We start from the raw sequence: 13,753 nt of genomic DNA on the forward strand, positions 1-13,753 counted from the left end.
TGCCGTTCCCATCGCAAGTAGCTGGAGTGATGGACCAACAGATGCCGTTCCCATCGCAAGTAGGCGGAGTGATGGACTACCAGGCCCCATTCCCGTCACAAGCAGCTGGAGCAATGGACTACCAGATGCCGTTCCCACCGCAAGTAGGTGGAGCAATGGACCAACAGATGCCGTTCCCATCGCAAGTAGCTGGAGCGATGGATTACCAGATGCCGTTCCCATCGCAAGTAGGTGGAGCAATGGACCAACAGATGCCATTCCCATCGCAAGTAGCTGGAGCGATGGATTACCAGATGCCATTCCCGTCGCAAGTAGCTGGAGCGATGGATTACCAGATGCCATTCCCGTCGCAAGTAGCTGGAGCAATGGATTACCAGGCCCCATTCCCATCGCAAGTAGCTGGAGTAATGGATGATTACCAGGCCCCATTCCCGTCGCAAGTAGCGGGAGTAAAGGATGATTATCAAATGCCATTGTCTCCGCAAGTGCAGGGCGTTAAAGAAGAATATCAACCCCCGCAGTGGATGGAGCAAATGCCGGCACAGATGCCAGTAAAAGGGGTAAAGGCCGCTGATTGCGGATGTAGAGATTCGGCACAAGCTGAGGGACAAAGTAATCCGTTTCCACCGCCTGCCGGACCGGCTCCAGGAACAGCGCCAATTTTCACTCCGCACCATGGGCATCTGAGAGGTTTTGTCCAGCCGCCATTTATGAACCCATATGGATACGGTTCCGGCCCGATGGATGGAAGCCCGTATGGCATGCCGCGCTATGTGGAAGAAAGCAATGAAAACGAAGACTAGAAACGGGGGAGACGATTTTTTTCATAATCGTCTCCTCTCTTTTTTACAAAAAGAACTGCGCCGTGAATTGATTGAATTTACACCGGTCAGAAAAAATGTCTATTTTGTTCGAACAAACGATTTTCCATTTATATTAAAAGGCTTTTCAACATTGCGCCGTTTGACGCTGCAGCAAGCATTTACCGCGTCCTTAAAAAACGAGCGGTTCCAAAATACTTACTCGTTTTATGACATGACGAACGGAAAACCGCTCGTTTTTGAAAAAAATTATTATGGATGCCTCGAATATTTGGAAAGAGGCGGCAGCCCCTTTAGCTACCGCTTAGCCTCCTGCCGTATCGCCGGTTTAAACCTTTTGGCAGAATATCACAAAATCTCAAAGAAATTAGTGAAGCGATATGAACCGCTGCTGCCAAGGTTTAAATTGCTTGAAAAATGGCAGGAAAGATTGCTGCTTTTTAAAAAAAATATCCCGGTCATCTCTTATTATGTCGATAAAAAAATAATCGACCACTTCATCGATTGCGGTGAAAACGTTTTAGCATATTTAGAGAAAAACAAGGAAGAATCTGATTCCGATTCGGAAACGATTTTGCATGGGGATGTCGCACATCATAATTTCCTTCAAACCAGCACTAAGCTTCATTTAATCGATTTCGATTTAATCAGCATTGGCCCGGAAAGCGCCGATTACCTGCAATATGCAAACCGCATCCTTCCTTTTATAAATTGGTCTGCCCGGGAATTGTTTAGCCACCCGATATTGGACATTTACAAGAACGATAAGCTTTTCCTCTATTCTTTGATGTTTCCGACAGATATTTTCCGGGAATGGAACAGGATAATCAGAGAAGAAACATATCGCGATCCAAAAAAATTGACGGTTGTTAAAAGCATCACAACCGGTCAATTTCCACTCAGGCAGAAATTTATAGCTGAGGTAAACGATATGCTGAACTGAAGCAATTTCTTGCTGGGAGGCAATCCGAATGAAAAATACAGACAAACAGGAGAAACGGCTTGCTCTATTGCTGATCGTCATTGCGGTGCTATTATTCCTGTCTTTGATAAGGCGGTTGCTGATAGCTTAAATATGTTCCGGATAGGACGGGAGACTGCCACAGAATAAATTTACCTGTTTTGGGGAGACTATGGTTGAAGTAAAAGATCAACTTGCTGAGCATATTTCCGTATTTTAGATGGGGTGAGCTGGATGAAAGCCAAATGGGCGGCTATAGTATTAAGTGTCTTGGGGTGTTTCACAGTCTGGCTTTTTGTTGAGCCATTCAAGATTGGAATGCAGCTTCAGGAAACAACGGTATCCGCTCAGGAGAAGCCTGAAAAGGCCGGGAAAATTTCCGGACCGCTCGAAATTTCCGTGATTTTTGAGAGAGTATACCTGGACGGGGAAATCAGTGAAGAAAGAATAACTGAAACGGTCTGGTCCACAGAGGATTTTTGGGCAAAGTATGCCGGCTGGCAAATCGTTGATCTGGGTGAGAACAGGGTTGTTTTTCGCCAGCATATCGACGACATATCTCCGCTCCTTAAAGCAAACGGTTACTTTGGAATCACGGATGAGGGGATATTGACAATTTATAATGGCAGACCCGGACAATCCAATGTGATTCATTCCTTTTTCCAGATTGATATCGGAAAATTGGAGAGCGTTAAACGCGAACAGCTGAAAAAAGGCATCCCCGTTATAACAAAGGATCGCTACGAAAAGGTTTTGGAAACTTTTAAAACATACTCCACGCAGAAACAACAATAATCAAAACAATGAAAATATATTGTTCGAAGCTGACAAAAAGGACCGACACACAGGTCCTTTTTGTTATATGCTTAAATAAAATCCCTGGGCGATGAAAAATATCAAAAATATAAATAGTATGTTAAAATGGTCTACAGCAAACCAGGGGAGCGAAAGAGATTGTTTGAGTTTATAAAAGGAATGGTCGACTTTGTTGGACCGGAATATATCGTTGTTGAAAATAACGGGATTGGTTTTCAGATCATCACGCCAAATCCGTTCGCCTATTCGAAGGAAGTCGGGCGCGAGATTCGCATTTATACATACCACTATGTCAGAGAAGACGCGATGGCTTTGTATGGGTTTCACTCAAGGGAAGAGAAATCGATGTTTACAAAGCTGCTCAATGTTTCAGGGATCGGCCCAAAGGGCGCATTGGCGATTCTCGCATCAGGCGAACCGGCGCAAGTCGTCCGGGCAATCGAAAATGAAGATGAGGCATTCTTAGTAAAGTTTCCCGGAGTCGGAAAAAAAACGGCGCGGCAAATGATCCTCGATTTAAAAGGGAAATTGCATCATATCGTTCCCGACTTTTTCCCCGACTTGTTTACTCCGGGCGAAAGCAGCCTGACAATGAGCGGGCCGGTTGAATTTGAAGAAGCCGTTTTAGCGTTAAAAAGCCTCGGGTACTCAGAACGGGAAATTCATAAAATTTCCCCCGAGTTGAGAAAAGAAACACTTACGACCGACCAATACATCAAAAAAGCACTGCAGAAGCTTTTGAAGTAATATAATGCTGCGGTGTTATAATCCTTCGCCCATGCCTTTCGGAACAACTTTAAAAAGGGTGATACCAAAATGGAAGACAGAATTATATCGGGAGAAGCAGACGGACAAGATACTTCGTTCGAGCTCAGCCTCCGTCCGCAAACATTGAAACAATATATCGGACAGGACAAGGTGAAAGAAAACCTGGCGATCTTTATTGCAGCGGCCAGGCTGCGCCAGGAAACGCTTGACCATGTGCTGCTTTATGGACCTCCAGGTCTTGGAAAAACAACGCTTGCTGCAATTATTGCCAATGAAATGGACGTCAATATCCGGACGACGGCGGGCCCTGCCATTGAACGGCCGGGTGATTTGGCAGCGATTTTAACCGCTCTTGAACCAGGGGATGTTCTTTTTATTGACGAAATTCACCGGCTGCCAAGGTCGATAGAAGAAGTATTGTATCCGGCCATGGAAGATTTTTGCCTTGATATCGTGATCGGAAAAGGCGCGGATGCCAGATCGGTCAGGCTTGATCTGCCGCCTTTCACACTCGTTGGCGCCACGACGAGAGCGGGTTCGTTATCGGCCCCGTTAAGAGACAGGTTTGGAGTTGTCAGCAGACTGGAATACTATAATGAGAACCAGTTAAAGTCGATCGTCACAAGAACGGCGGATTTGCTTGAAACAGAGATTGACGGTCCTGCTGCGTCAGAAATTGCAAGAAGATCGAGGGGCACTCCGAGAATTGCCAACCGTCTTTTGCGCCGGGTCAGGGATTTCGCCCAGGTGAGGGGCAACGGCAATATCGATGCGGATCTTTCCGAATATGCGTTGGAGCTGCTCCAGGTTGACCGCCTTGGTCTTGACCATATTGACCATAAGCTGTTAAAAAGCATAATCGGGAAGTTTCGCGGCGGCCCGGTCGGCCTGGAAACGATCGCTGCCACGATTGGGGAAGAAGCCCATACCATTGAGGATGTTTACGAGCCATATCTCCTGCAAATCGGCTTTCTGCAGCGGACGCCGCGCGGAAGAATCGTGACTGATTTAGCATATCGACACTTTCAAATGGAGGTGCCCGCTGAATGACGGGAATTTCGAAGCTGTTAATGACGCTGGGAGCAATCATTTTTGTGGTCGGGTTTCTCATGCAATTCATTTCGATTGGAAAATTGCCTGGTGATATTCTTATTAAAAAAGGAAATACGACCTTTTACTTTCCAATCGTCACGTCCATTCTCATCAGCATCATTTTGTCGGCAGTTTTCTATTTTATCGGGAAGTTTCGCTGACAAAGCTGGAAGAACAGTTAGCTTATAGATAGGGTGACAACATGAACGTAGAATTATTTGACTTTGATTTGCCTGACGAATTGATCGCGCAGGTTCCTTTGAAAAATCGGACTGACAGCCGCCTGATGGTGTTAAATAAAGAATCAGGTGACATCACACATGATACTTTTAAAAATATTGGCGACTATTTTAAAAAAGGAGATTGTCTGGTCCTGAACGATACCCGTGTTCTGCCGGCCAGGCTGTACGGGGCTAAACAGGACACAGGTGCGAAAATCGAGGTGTTGCTGCTCAAGCAGCAGGATGGAGACCGCTGGGAAACGCTTATAAAGCCTGCAAAACGGGTCAAGGAAGGGACAAAAATTGACTTTGGCGACGGAGTCCTTTCCGCTGTTTGTGTTGGCGAAACCGAGCATGGCGGCCGGATCCTCGACTTCCGCTATGAGGGGATTTTTTATGAAGTGCTCGAAGCACTTGGAGAAATGCCGCTTCCCCCATACATTAAAGAGCAATTGGATGACAGGGACAGATACCAGACCGTTTTTGCCAGGGAAAGAGGATCAGCCGCGGCTCCGACAGCAGGGCTGCATTTCACCGAAGAGCTCCTCGACGAACTGCGGTCGCGCGGTGTTCATATCGCCTTTATTACTTTGCATGTTGGACTTGGCACGTTTCGGCCGGTGAGCGTTGAAAATATTCATGAGCATCAAATGCATACCGAATTTTATCAGGTTTCAGAAGGGACTGCCCGGCTTCTGACTGACGTCAGGAGCAAAGGGGGAAGAATTATTACAGTTGGGACAACTTCAACCCGTACGCTCGAAACGATTGCCGCCGGGCATGATGGCGCTTTTACAGCGGAGAGCGGCTGGACGGACATCTTTATTTATCCAGGTTATCAATTTAAAGCCATTGATGGCATGATTACAAATTTCCATCTGCCGAAGTCGACACTGATCATGCTGGTCAGCGCATTGGCCGGCAGGGAAAACGTCCTGAACGCCTATCAAATTGCTGTAAAGGAAAGATACCGCTTTTTCAGCTTCGGGGATGCGATGCTGCTTTTATAGTAAAGGCTGGTGAAAGGAGAATACAGGATTGACTGCGATTCGTTATGAATTAATTAAAACGTGTAAACAAACAGGAGCAAGGCTTGGCCGGGTCCATACACCGCATGGGTCATTTGAGACGCCGGTTTTTATGCCTGTCGGGACGCTGGCAACGGTGAAAACGATGTCTCCCGAGGAACTGACGGAAATGGGTGCCGGGATCATCTTGAGCAACACATACCATCTGTGGCTTCGTCCCGGGGATGATATTATCGCGGAAGCTGGCGGACTTCATAAGTTTATGAACTGGGACAAGGCGATTTTAACCGATTCGGGCGGCTTCCAGGTATTCAGCTTGAGTGAATTCCGCAGAATCGAAGAAGAAGGCGTTCATTTCCGCAATCATTTGAATGGCGACAAGCTTTTTTTATCACCGGAAAAAGCGATGGAAATCCAGAATGCGCTTGGTTCGGATATCATGATGGCGTTTGACGAGTGTCCGCCTTATCCGGCTACTTTTGAATATATGAAGAGCTCTGTAGAAAGGACGTCCCGCTGGGCCGAGCGCTGCCTGGCTGCGCATAAGCGGCCAAATGACCAGGGGCTGTTTGGAATTGTCCAGGGCGGGGAGTACGAGGAATTACGGAAACAAAGCGCCAGAGACCTGGTTTCACTGGACTTTCCAGGCTATGCAGTCGGCGGCCTTTCTGTTGGGGAGCCAAAGGATGTCATGAACAGCGTTCTTGAGTTTACGACACCGCTGCTTCCGGCAAATAAGCCAAGATATTTAATGGGAGTCGGCTCACCGGATTCGCTGATCGACGGCGCGATTCGCGGCATCGACATGTTCGATTGCGTGCTGCCGACCAGAATTGCCCGCAACGGGACATTAATGACAAGTGAAGGCCGTCTGGTTGTTAAAAATGCGAAGTTTGCCCGCGATTTTGGCCCGCTTGATCCGGAATGCGATTGCTATACATGCCGGAATTACAGCCGTGCTTATATACGCCACCTTATTCGCTGTGAAGAAACATTCGGAATCCGGCTTACAACTTACCATAATCTCTATTTTCTGTTAAAATTAATGGAGCAAGTCAGACAAGCGATCCGTGAAGATCGTCTCGGTGACTTTAGAGAAGAGTTTTTTGAAAAATACGGATTTAATAAACCGAATGCAAAAAACTTTTAATAATTGCCCATGAAAGGAGGGGAATAATATGGACATATTCGCATCATTAGGGCCAATCCTGTTAATGTTTGTGATTTTTTACTTTTTGTTGATCCGTCCGCAGCAAAAGCGCCAGAAGGCGGTTTCGCAAATGCAAAGCGGCTTGAAAAAAGGTGATAAAGTTGTGACAATCGGCGGATTGCATGGTATTGTTGATGCATTGGATGAGGATAAAGTTGTCATCAAATGCGGAGACGGCAGCCGCCTTACATACGATCGCGCAGCCATCCGTGATGTAACGGAAGCTAGCGGCGATGTCGCTGCAAAATAATCACAAGCACAAAAGGAAGCATCCTCCAGAAGGGTGCTTCCTTTGCTGTTTAACGCGGATTTCCTGAAGTTTTATGACCGTCTGGAAGGGTTGTCCCGGGCTAAGCTGATCTTGATTTGCCCATGATGTTGACGCCGAGTATTCCACCCATCATGGCAATTAAAATATAGCATGTATGATAAATAACCTGTTCCGCTGAGAAAAGGCTGTCGTAGCCAAGATAATTAAATAAAAACACAACCAATGAATACACGAGTCCGGTCAGGCCCCCAAGCATCCAGCCCTTCTGTTTTCCTTTTCCCCCCGAGACAAAACCTCCTGTGAATAATGTAACGAAGGAAAATGCTGTGATAAGCAACTCGAGATCAGATTCCTGCACAGAAGTAAATCTCAATATGAGTGAAAGAATGAAGGTGCTGACAATTGCCAGCAGGAAAATGCCCATCAAACCATACAAAACAGCAGTTCCGTAGTTTTTAGTTTCCACATCGATACTCCTCTCCCTTTTGATTGACGTTCAGTAAACAAACTTTAGCTGCCCGGCAATCCCGATTTTTCCTTTAGTACAAGCATATTCGGTTTCGAGAAAATTAGAATAAAAAATCGCCTGATCGACTAGTTGTCTTCCATTGATTTCAGGAAGTAAAAAACAGCATGGCTTTTATTTTTTAAAAATTAAACCAGTAAATAAACGTTTAAAAGAGTCAGTGTGATCCTGGTTAAAAGAATTCTTTTTGGAAAAACCTTCATATAATGTTTCTTTCCTCACAGATAAAACTAGTAATATGTTCGTTGTGAAGGGAGGACGCAATGGAAGAATATCTTGTGATTATTTTCAGGACTTTATTTGTTTATACGACGATTCTGTGTATCTTCCGTCTGATGGGAAAGCGGGAAATCGGAGAATTGAGCATATTGGATTTGGTTGTGTTTATTATGATCGCAGAGCTCGCCGTCGTCGCAATTGAGGATCCAAAAGATCCGCTAATTGACACGATTTTGGCAATGGGAGTACTAATGGTCATCCAAATTGTCCTGGCGTTCATCTCATTGAAAAGCAAGAAGTTTCGCGACATTATTGACGGGCGGCCCAGCGTGATCATCAATAAAGGAAAGATTGACGAAAAGGCCATGAAACAGCAGCGCTACAATTTTGATGACCTGATGCTCCAGCTGAGAGAAAAGGATATCCGAAACATTGCCGACGTTGAATTTGCTATTTTAGAACCGTCGGGCAAACTTTCTGTGTTTGTAAAAAGCAAGGATGAAGGGCAAATCACAATGCCGCTCATTGTCGATGGAGTGATTCAGGAAGAGAATTTAGCCAGGATTGACAAAACAAATTTCTGGCTGCGCCAGGAGCTGCGAAAAAGAGGCTACAAGGATGTAAAAGAAATATCTTTTTGCAGCTACCAAAATGGTATGTTTTTTATAGACACCATAGATGAATAGAAAAAGGCTGGCACAAACAACGTCCAGCCTTTTTTGCGCTTAATTAAACGCCCATTTTGCCAGCGTGTTCCCAATCCAGGGGACCCTTTTTAAATCGTCGGCCTTAATCAGGCCGGTGATTAATAAAAGAACAAAGTAAATGAACGCCATTGCCCCTGCTGCGGCAATCACTTTCCAAATCAGATGGGCGGAAGCAAGTGTGTTTTCGACCAGCCAGACGCCGGCCCATCCGGTTATCCCCATCGCCAGAAACGTTTTTACATAGTCTCTTATATAAAAGGTAAAGGAAATCGTTTTTAACACCGTTGCAAAATGGAGCATGGTGACGAGCACAAAACCAACAATCATTCCAAGGGCCGCTCCTTTAATGCCGTATGTTGCCTGGCTGGCCAACAAGAAAATAACAGCGATTTTAACGATGTTTCCGATTAAACTGTTGATCATGGCTGCACGAGCCAGGTCCAGTGCCTGCAGCATTGCCTGCAAAGGTCCCTGATAATAGTAAAACAGAAAGAATGGGGCCATCAATTTTATAAATTGCGCTCCGCTTTTTGCCCCGTACATGAGCTGCATCAAATCTTCTGCCAGTACATATAAAACGACAACCGAAATTCCGCCGGTTACGAGAGCGAACCGAAGCGACTGCTGGAGGCGGTATTCAATGAGGCGCATATTGTTCTGGGAGTTCGCTTCACTGATTGCCGGAACAAGCGAGGTTGCCAATGAATACGTAATAAACGAAGGAAGCAAAAGCAGCGGCAGGGCGTATCCGGTCAGGGCTCCATATTGCTTTGTAGCTGCCGAGTCAGCTACACCGGCTAACGCCAAACTGTGGGCAACGACAATCGGTTCAAAAAACCAGGAAACAGAACCAATCAACCGGCTTCCTGTAGTCGGAAGGCCGATGGCCATCAGCTCGCGAAGCGTACTCCTTCCGGAACGGGCGAACTGGAAAAACTTCTTGCGGAACGGAAACTGTTTTTTCAACTTAAAGGTTGTCATTAAATAGAAAAGCGAGGCAAGTTCGCCAATGACAGAGGCAAACATTGCCGCTGCAGCGGCATACGCAATTCCATAAGGAAGAAAAGCTTTTGTTAATACGGCAATTAATGTAATGCGGACAACCTGCTCAAGAACTTGCGAATAGGCCGCCGGTTTCATATTCTGTTTTCCTTGAAAATAGCCGCGGATCACTGAGGAAATGGCAATAATCGGGATGATCGGTGCAATTGCCATCAATGGATAGACTGTTCGATTGTCTGTAAATAATGTTTGAGATAAAAAAGGGGCGAGCAAAATCAATGCCGGTGTGAAAACGATCGATAACGCAAGTGTTGTCGCCAGCGAAACGACAAGAACTTTTTTTACTTTGCAGTGATCACCCCGTGCTTCTGCCTCTGCGACACTTTTTGAAATAGCGACCGGCAGGCCGAGCTGTGTCAGCGTGATCACCAATATCAATGTCGGAAAAACCATCATGTATAAGCCCACGCCCTCTACTCCGATAAAACGGGCGATCACAATTCGATTTATAAAGCCGAGCACTCTCGTAACCAAGCCGGCTGCCAAAAGAATAAGGGTTCCTCTTAAAAACTTAGACATCCCGGTCCCTGCCTTCTCAAATTAGCTATTATCATATACAATTAACTATATGCACCAAAGTGGACAAAGCATGACAAGGTTTCGGACTTTTTCCATTCATCTAAAAAATTGAAACAGCGGCGAGGAGGCGGCTGAATGAGAAACATCGGCCATGAATATGATCGGTTTTACAGCCACATTAAACCTGCATTGCACAGCAAGCTTGATGAATTTAAACTGCTCGGCTACGAAACGATAACCGAACATGAACTATGGGATTACATGGTTAAAAAGAAATGGAAAAAAACGAGAGAGGATATTTTAATTCACGAAATTGTTCAGGACATTCTCTCTGTTAAGGTGAATGAGTATATGAGTTTTGCGACGGTTGAAGCATTTAAACAGGCAGATTTTCATTTCAGCAATGAAGAGGATCGAAGAGAGTTGTTAAAATAGTTAGCATCATTTTATCTTTATACACAAATTGACAGTATTTCTGTTCTGTTTCATAATGAAAAAGGCAGTTTTACCGGATGCCGGATATTCCGGGCAATCCGCTGGTTTATATTTAAGGAGGACATATACGTAATGATAAAGCGCGGCCGGATCATCGCGTTCTTCCTGCTTGTCCTTGTTCTTGGGACTTTAATGGGTGGAACGACGAATAAAATTATTGACAATATCAAGCTGGGCCTTGATCTCCAGGGCGGCTTTGAAGTTTTATATGAAGTGAAACCTGCAGAAAAAGGGCAGAAAATTGACAAGGAAATGCTTGTCAGCACGGCTGAAGCGCTTGAACGAAGGGTGAACGTCCTCGGCGTCAGCGAGCCGAATATTCAAATTGAAGGGGATGACCGAATCCGCGTCCAGCTTGCCGGTGTCGAAGACCAAAATCAGGCGCGCGAGATTTTGTCCACAGAGGCGAACCTGACTTTCCGTGATTATCAGGATAAGGAAATGATGGACGGAAGCGACCTTGCAGAAGGCGGAGCAAAGCAAACCTTCGATAAAGATGGCAGGCCAAGCGTTTCTCTTAAACTTAAAAGCGCAGACAAGTTTAGAGAGGTAACCGAACAAATCGTGGCCAATCAGCCGAATAACGTGCTTGTCATTTGGCTTGACTTTGAGGAAGGCAAGGATTCCTACCAGGAAGAAGTCGGGAAAGCGGACCCGAAATTTATCTCCAATCCAGTAGTAAATGAGGTATTTAGCCAGGATGAAGTTTCCATTGAAGGTAATTTCACGCTGGAAGAAGCAAATACATTGGCATCCTTGTTGAATGCGGGAGCGCTCCCTGTTGAATTGGATGAAATTTATTCAACATCTGTCGGTGCGAAGTTTGGCGAGAACGCGATGGATAAGACGGTGATGGCCGGTATTATCGGAGTTGCCATCGTATTTTTGTTTATGATTTTCTATTACCGTTTTCCCGGTTTTATCGCAACGATTACCTTAACGGTGTATCTGTTCCTGACAGTACTGATTTTTGATTGGATGAATGTCGTCTTAACCTTGCCGGGTGTTGCCGCCCTGATCCTCGGTGTCGGGATGGCTGTCGATGCCAATATCATCACTTACGAACGGATCAGGGAAGAAATCAGAGTTGGCAAATCAATCAAAGCGGCTTTTAAAGCAGGCAATGAAAACTCGTTTGCGGCAGTGACGGATTCCAATATCACAACGCTTTTGGCCGGCGCCGTGCTCTTCTTTTATGGGACAAGCTCTGTCAAAGGCTTTGCGACAAGCTTAATTATCGGTATTTTGGGAAGCTTTTTTACGAATGTATACTTTTCAAGGCTATTGCTCGGGCTTTGGGTGAACAGCGGCTTTTTGGATAAAAAACCAGGCTGGTTCGGCGTCAAGAAAAGCCAAATCAAAGATATCAAAGAAAATTTTGATACGCTGGACTTGCCAACAAAATTTGATCGCTTTGATTTTGTAAAGCATCGGAAAAAATTCTTTGTTCTTTCAGGGGTGTTTTTTGCAGTCGGTGTTATTATACTGCTTGTTTTCCGCTTGAATCTCGGCATCGATTTTGCGAGTGGAACAAGAGTGGAAATTCTCGCCGACAAAGCGATCACGACGGAAGAATTACGGAATGAACTTGAGGAAATAAATTTTGAAACAAACGATATCGTCATCTCCGGGGATGAAAACAATATCGGGGTTGCCCGCTTTAAAGGCGTGTTAACGAAGGGCGAAATTGCCGATATGAAGTCTCATTTTTCTGAGCTGTATGGATCTGAACCGAATATCAGCAGCGTGTCGCCGACAATCGGGATCGAATTGGCGAAGAACGCAGCGATGGCTCTTTTGATTGCCTCAATCGGCATCATTTTATACGTAACGATCCGCTTTGAAATGCCGATGGCTATTTCGGCGGTGATTGCCTTGCTTTATGCCGCGTTCTTTACGATACCGGTTTTCAGCTTATTGCGATTGGAAGTTGATCTCACTTTCATTGCGGCCTTGTTGACGATTGTCGGTTATGCCATTAACGACACGATCGTTACGTTTGACCGGATGCGGGAAAATATGCAGAAGAAGCGCCGTTTAAAAACCGTTGAAGAAATTGCCGATGTCGTGAATACGAGCACAAGGCAAACGATGGGGCGCTCGCTTAATACGGTTGGAATGGTCACGATCACGGTAGTGGCGATGTTGATTTTCGGCAGTGAATCGATTCGCAATTTCTCGCTCGCCTTGCTGGTCGGGCTGATTGCCGGAACGTATTCGTCCATCTTTATCGCCGCCCAGTTGTGGTTTGAGTGGAAAAAGCGGGAATTGAAAAAGAAAGGTGTTTTAATCACTTATAAGGAAAAAAGAAAAATGAGCGATCAACCGCAAGTGTAAACCGCAGATTTCTGCGGTTTTTTTTAATCGATTCATTAGACATGTTACATAACCATATGCAATAATAGGATTATGTAACATCAGTTTAAGGGGTTGGCATATGGAATATGTTGAGGCTATACGAGATATAAAACAAATCCAGGCGATGAAAAAAGTGCTGAAAACGCACTCGCTCCGCGATTATTTGCTGTTTGTACTCGGCATTAACACAGGTATAAAGATTACAGAAATGCTCGATATTAAAGTGAGCGATGTGGCCGAAAACAATGGAAAGGTCAAAGATTTCATGCTGCTGTTTTGTACGGATAAAAACAAACAGAAGAGAATTTACTTAAATAAAAAAGTAAAAGCGGCAATCAAAGAGTATTTAGCAGCAGTAAAATTAAATCAAGACGACTATTTATTTAAGTCTTCGAAAACAGAAAAGCCTATATCACGGCAGCAGGCATACCGGATCATTAACGATGCCGCAAAGGCGGTGGGGATAACTGCCAAAATAGGCACAAATTCCCTGCGCAAGACATTTGGGTTTCATGCCTATAAACGTGGAGTCGCCATCTCCCTTTTGCAGGAATATTTCCATCACTCGACACCTGCCGAGACCTTGAAGTATATAGGTGTTTCAAGAGCCGAAAAGATCATGACAGAGATCGATGTTAACTTGTGAGTTGCAGTACCGTTTATTTTTCGTATAACCCCA

General features: G+C 45.2%; 14 protein-coding genes and 1 pseudogene. 13 read left to right on the top strand and 2 right to left on the bottom strand.

Features of this window, described 5'->3' with window-relative positions:
• From CU633_RS22785 to yajC, 9 genes and pseudogenes are all read left to right on the top strand, one after another.
• Window positions 1–803, top strand: a pseudogene (locus tag CU633_RS22785) (SafA/ExsA family spore coat assembly protein); the annotation flags it as partial.
• Window positions 787–1,764: a phosphotransferase gene (locus tag CU633_RS07070; protein ID WP_101659024.1), complete on the top strand. Its 978-nt coding sequence runs from the start codon at window positions 787–789 to the stop codon at window positions 1,762–1,764. The pseudogene CU633_RS22785 and the gene CU633_RS07070, both read left to right, overlap by 17 nt.
• A gap of 252 nt (window positions 1,765–2,016) precedes the next feature.
• A complete protein-coding gene (locus CU633_RS07075) occupies window positions 2,017–2,577 on the top strand; it encodes an intercompartmental signaling factor BofC (RefSeq protein WP_101659025.1) in 561 nt (186 codons plus the stop codon).
• A 159-nt stretch (window positions 2,578–2,736) separates the two neighbouring features.
• Entirely contained in the window at window positions 2,737–3,345 is a 609-nt protein-coding gene (ruvA, locus tag CU633_RS07080; protein ID WP_101659026.1) for a Holliday junction branch migration protein RuvA, read from the top strand.
• 69 nt (window positions 3,346–3,414) lie between these two features.
• A complete protein-coding gene (ruvB, locus tag CU633_RS07085) occupies window positions 3,415–4,416 on the top strand; it encodes a Holliday junction branch migration DNA helicase RuvB (protein WP_101659027.1) in 1,002 nt (333 codons plus the stop codon).
• Window positions 4,413–4,619: a DUF2905 domain-containing protein gene (locus CU633_RS07090; protein ID WP_101659028.1), complete on the top strand. Its 207-nt coding sequence runs from the start codon at window positions 4,413–4,415 to the stop codon at window positions 4,617–4,619. Before ruvB ends, CU633_RS07090 begins: the two co-directional genes overlap by 4 nt.
• A 41-nt stretch (window positions 4,620–4,660) precedes the next feature.
• Complete coding sequence (gene queA, locus CU633_RS07095) at window positions 4,661–5,689, top strand: tRNA preQ1(34) S-adenosylmethionine ribosyltransferase-isomerase QueA (RefSeq protein WP_101659029.1); 1,029 nt, start codon at window positions 4,661–4,663, stop codon at window positions 5,687–5,689.
• A 28-nt stretch (window positions 5,690–5,717) separates the two neighbouring features.
• Window positions 5,718–6,857, top strand: a complete 1,140-nt coding sequence (tgt, locus tag CU633_RS07100; protein ID WP_101659030.1) for a tRNA guanosine(34) transglycosylase Tgt — start codon at window positions 5,718–5,720, stop codon at window positions 6,855–6,857.
• A gap of 28 nt (window positions 6,858–6,885) precedes the next feature.
• A complete protein-coding gene (gene yajC / locus CU633_RS07105) occupies window positions 6,886–7,167 on the top strand; it encodes a preprotein translocase subunit YajC (RefSeq protein ID WP_101659031.1) in 282 nt (93 codons plus the stop codon).
• Window positions 7,168–7,267: 100 nt separating this feature from the next.
• Here yajC and CU633_RS07110 read toward each other — a convergent pair whose 3' ends face one another.
• A complete protein-coding gene (locus CU633_RS07110; protein ID WP_101659032.1) occupies window positions 7,268–7,654 on the bottom strand; it encodes a TIGR04086 family membrane protein in 387 nt (128 codons plus the stop codon).
• Between the two features lie 323 nt (window positions 7,655–7,977).
• On the opposite strand from CU633_RS07110, the gene CU633_RS07115 reads away from it, so the two are divergent.
• Window positions 7,978–8,619: a DUF421 domain-containing protein gene (locus tag CU633_RS07115; protein WP_101659033.1), complete on the top strand. Its 642-nt coding sequence runs from the start codon at window positions 7,978–7,980 to the stop codon at window positions 8,617–8,619.
• Window positions 8,620–8,658: 39 nt separating this feature from the next.
• On the opposite strand, the gene spoVB is transcribed toward CU633_RS07115, so the two are convergent.
• Entirely contained in the window at window positions 8,659–10,221 is a 1,563-nt protein-coding gene (gene spoVB / locus CU633_RS07120; protein WP_101659034.1) for a stage V sporulation protein B, read from the bottom strand.
• A 135-nt stretch (window positions 10,222–10,356) separates the two neighbouring features.
• Between spoVB and CU633_RS07125 the strand changes: the two genes are divergently transcribed.
• From CU633_RS07125 to CU633_RS07135, 3 genes are all read left to right on the top strand, one after another.
• Window positions 10,357–10,656 (top strand): post-transcriptional regulator, encoded by a 300-nt coding sequence (locus CU633_RS07125; protein WP_101659035.1) that lies wholly within the window; start codon window positions 10,357–10,359, stop codon window positions 10,654–10,656.
• Window positions 10,657–10,788: 132 nt separating this feature from the next.
• Window positions 10,789–13,053: a protein translocase subunit SecDF gene (secDF, locus tag CU633_RS07130; RefSeq protein ID WP_101659036.1), complete on the top strand. Its 2,265-nt coding sequence runs from the start codon at window positions 10,789–10,791 to the stop codon at window positions 13,051–13,053.
• Between the two features lie 100 nt (window positions 13,054–13,153).
• Complete coding sequence (locus CU633_RS07135; protein ID WP_101659037.1) at window positions 13,154–13,720, top strand: tyrosine-type recombinase/integrase; 567 nt, start codon at window positions 13,154–13,156, stop codon at window positions 13,718–13,720.
• Window positions 13,721–13,753: the final 33 nt, after the last annotated feature.

It is taken from the genome of Bacillus sp. V3-13 (assembly GCF_002860165.1).
Lineage (GTDB): Bacteria > Bacillota > Bacilli > Bacillales > Cytobacillaceae > Bacillus_BJ.

What these genes read in the sequence shown, in the direction of transcription:
- CU633_RS07070 (WP_101659024.1), top strand. Translation starts at nt 787, where the DNA reads ATGAAAACGAAGACTAGAAACGGGGGAGACGATTTTTTTCATAATCGT.
- CU633_RS07075 (WP_101659025.1), top strand. Translation starts at nt 2,017, where the DNA reads ATGAAAGCCAAATGGGCGGCTATAGTATTAAGTGTCTTGGGGTGTTTC.
- ruvB (WP_101659027.1), top strand. Translation starts at nt 3,415, where the DNA reads ATGGAAGACAGAATTATATCGGGAGAAGCAGACGGACAAGATACTTCG.
- CU633_RS07090 (WP_101659028.1), top strand. Translation starts at nt 4,413, where the DNA reads ATGACGGGAATTTCGAAGCTGTTAATGACGCTGGGAGCAATCATTTTT.
- queA (WP_101659029.1), top strand. Translation starts at nt 4,661, where the DNA reads ATGAACGTAGAATTATTTGACTTTGATTTGCCTGACGAATTGATCGCG.
- yajC (WP_101659031.1), top strand. Translation starts at nt 6,886, where the DNA reads ATGGACATATTCGCATCATTAGGGCCAATCCTGTTAATGTTTGTGATT.
- CU633_RS07115 (WP_101659033.1), top strand. Translation starts at nt 7,978, where the DNA reads ATGGAAGAATATCTTGTGATTATTTTCAGGACTTTATTTGTTTATACG.
- spoVB (WP_101659034.1), bottom strand. Translation starts at nt 10,221, where the DNA reads ATGTCTAAGTTTTTAAGAGGAACCCTTATTCTTTTGGCAGCCGGCTTG.
- CU633_RS07125 (WP_101659035.1), top strand. Translation starts at nt 10,357, where the DNA reads ATGAGAAACATCGGCCATGAATATGATCGGTTTTACAGCCACATTAAA.
- secDF (WP_101659036.1), top strand. Translation starts at nt 10,789, where the DNA reads ATGATAAAGCGCGGCCGGATCATCGCGTTCTTCCTGCTTGTCCTTGTT.
- CU633_RS07135 (WP_101659037.1), top strand. Translation starts at nt 13,154, where the DNA reads ATGGAATATGTTGAGGCTATACGAGATATAAAACAAATCCAGGCGATG.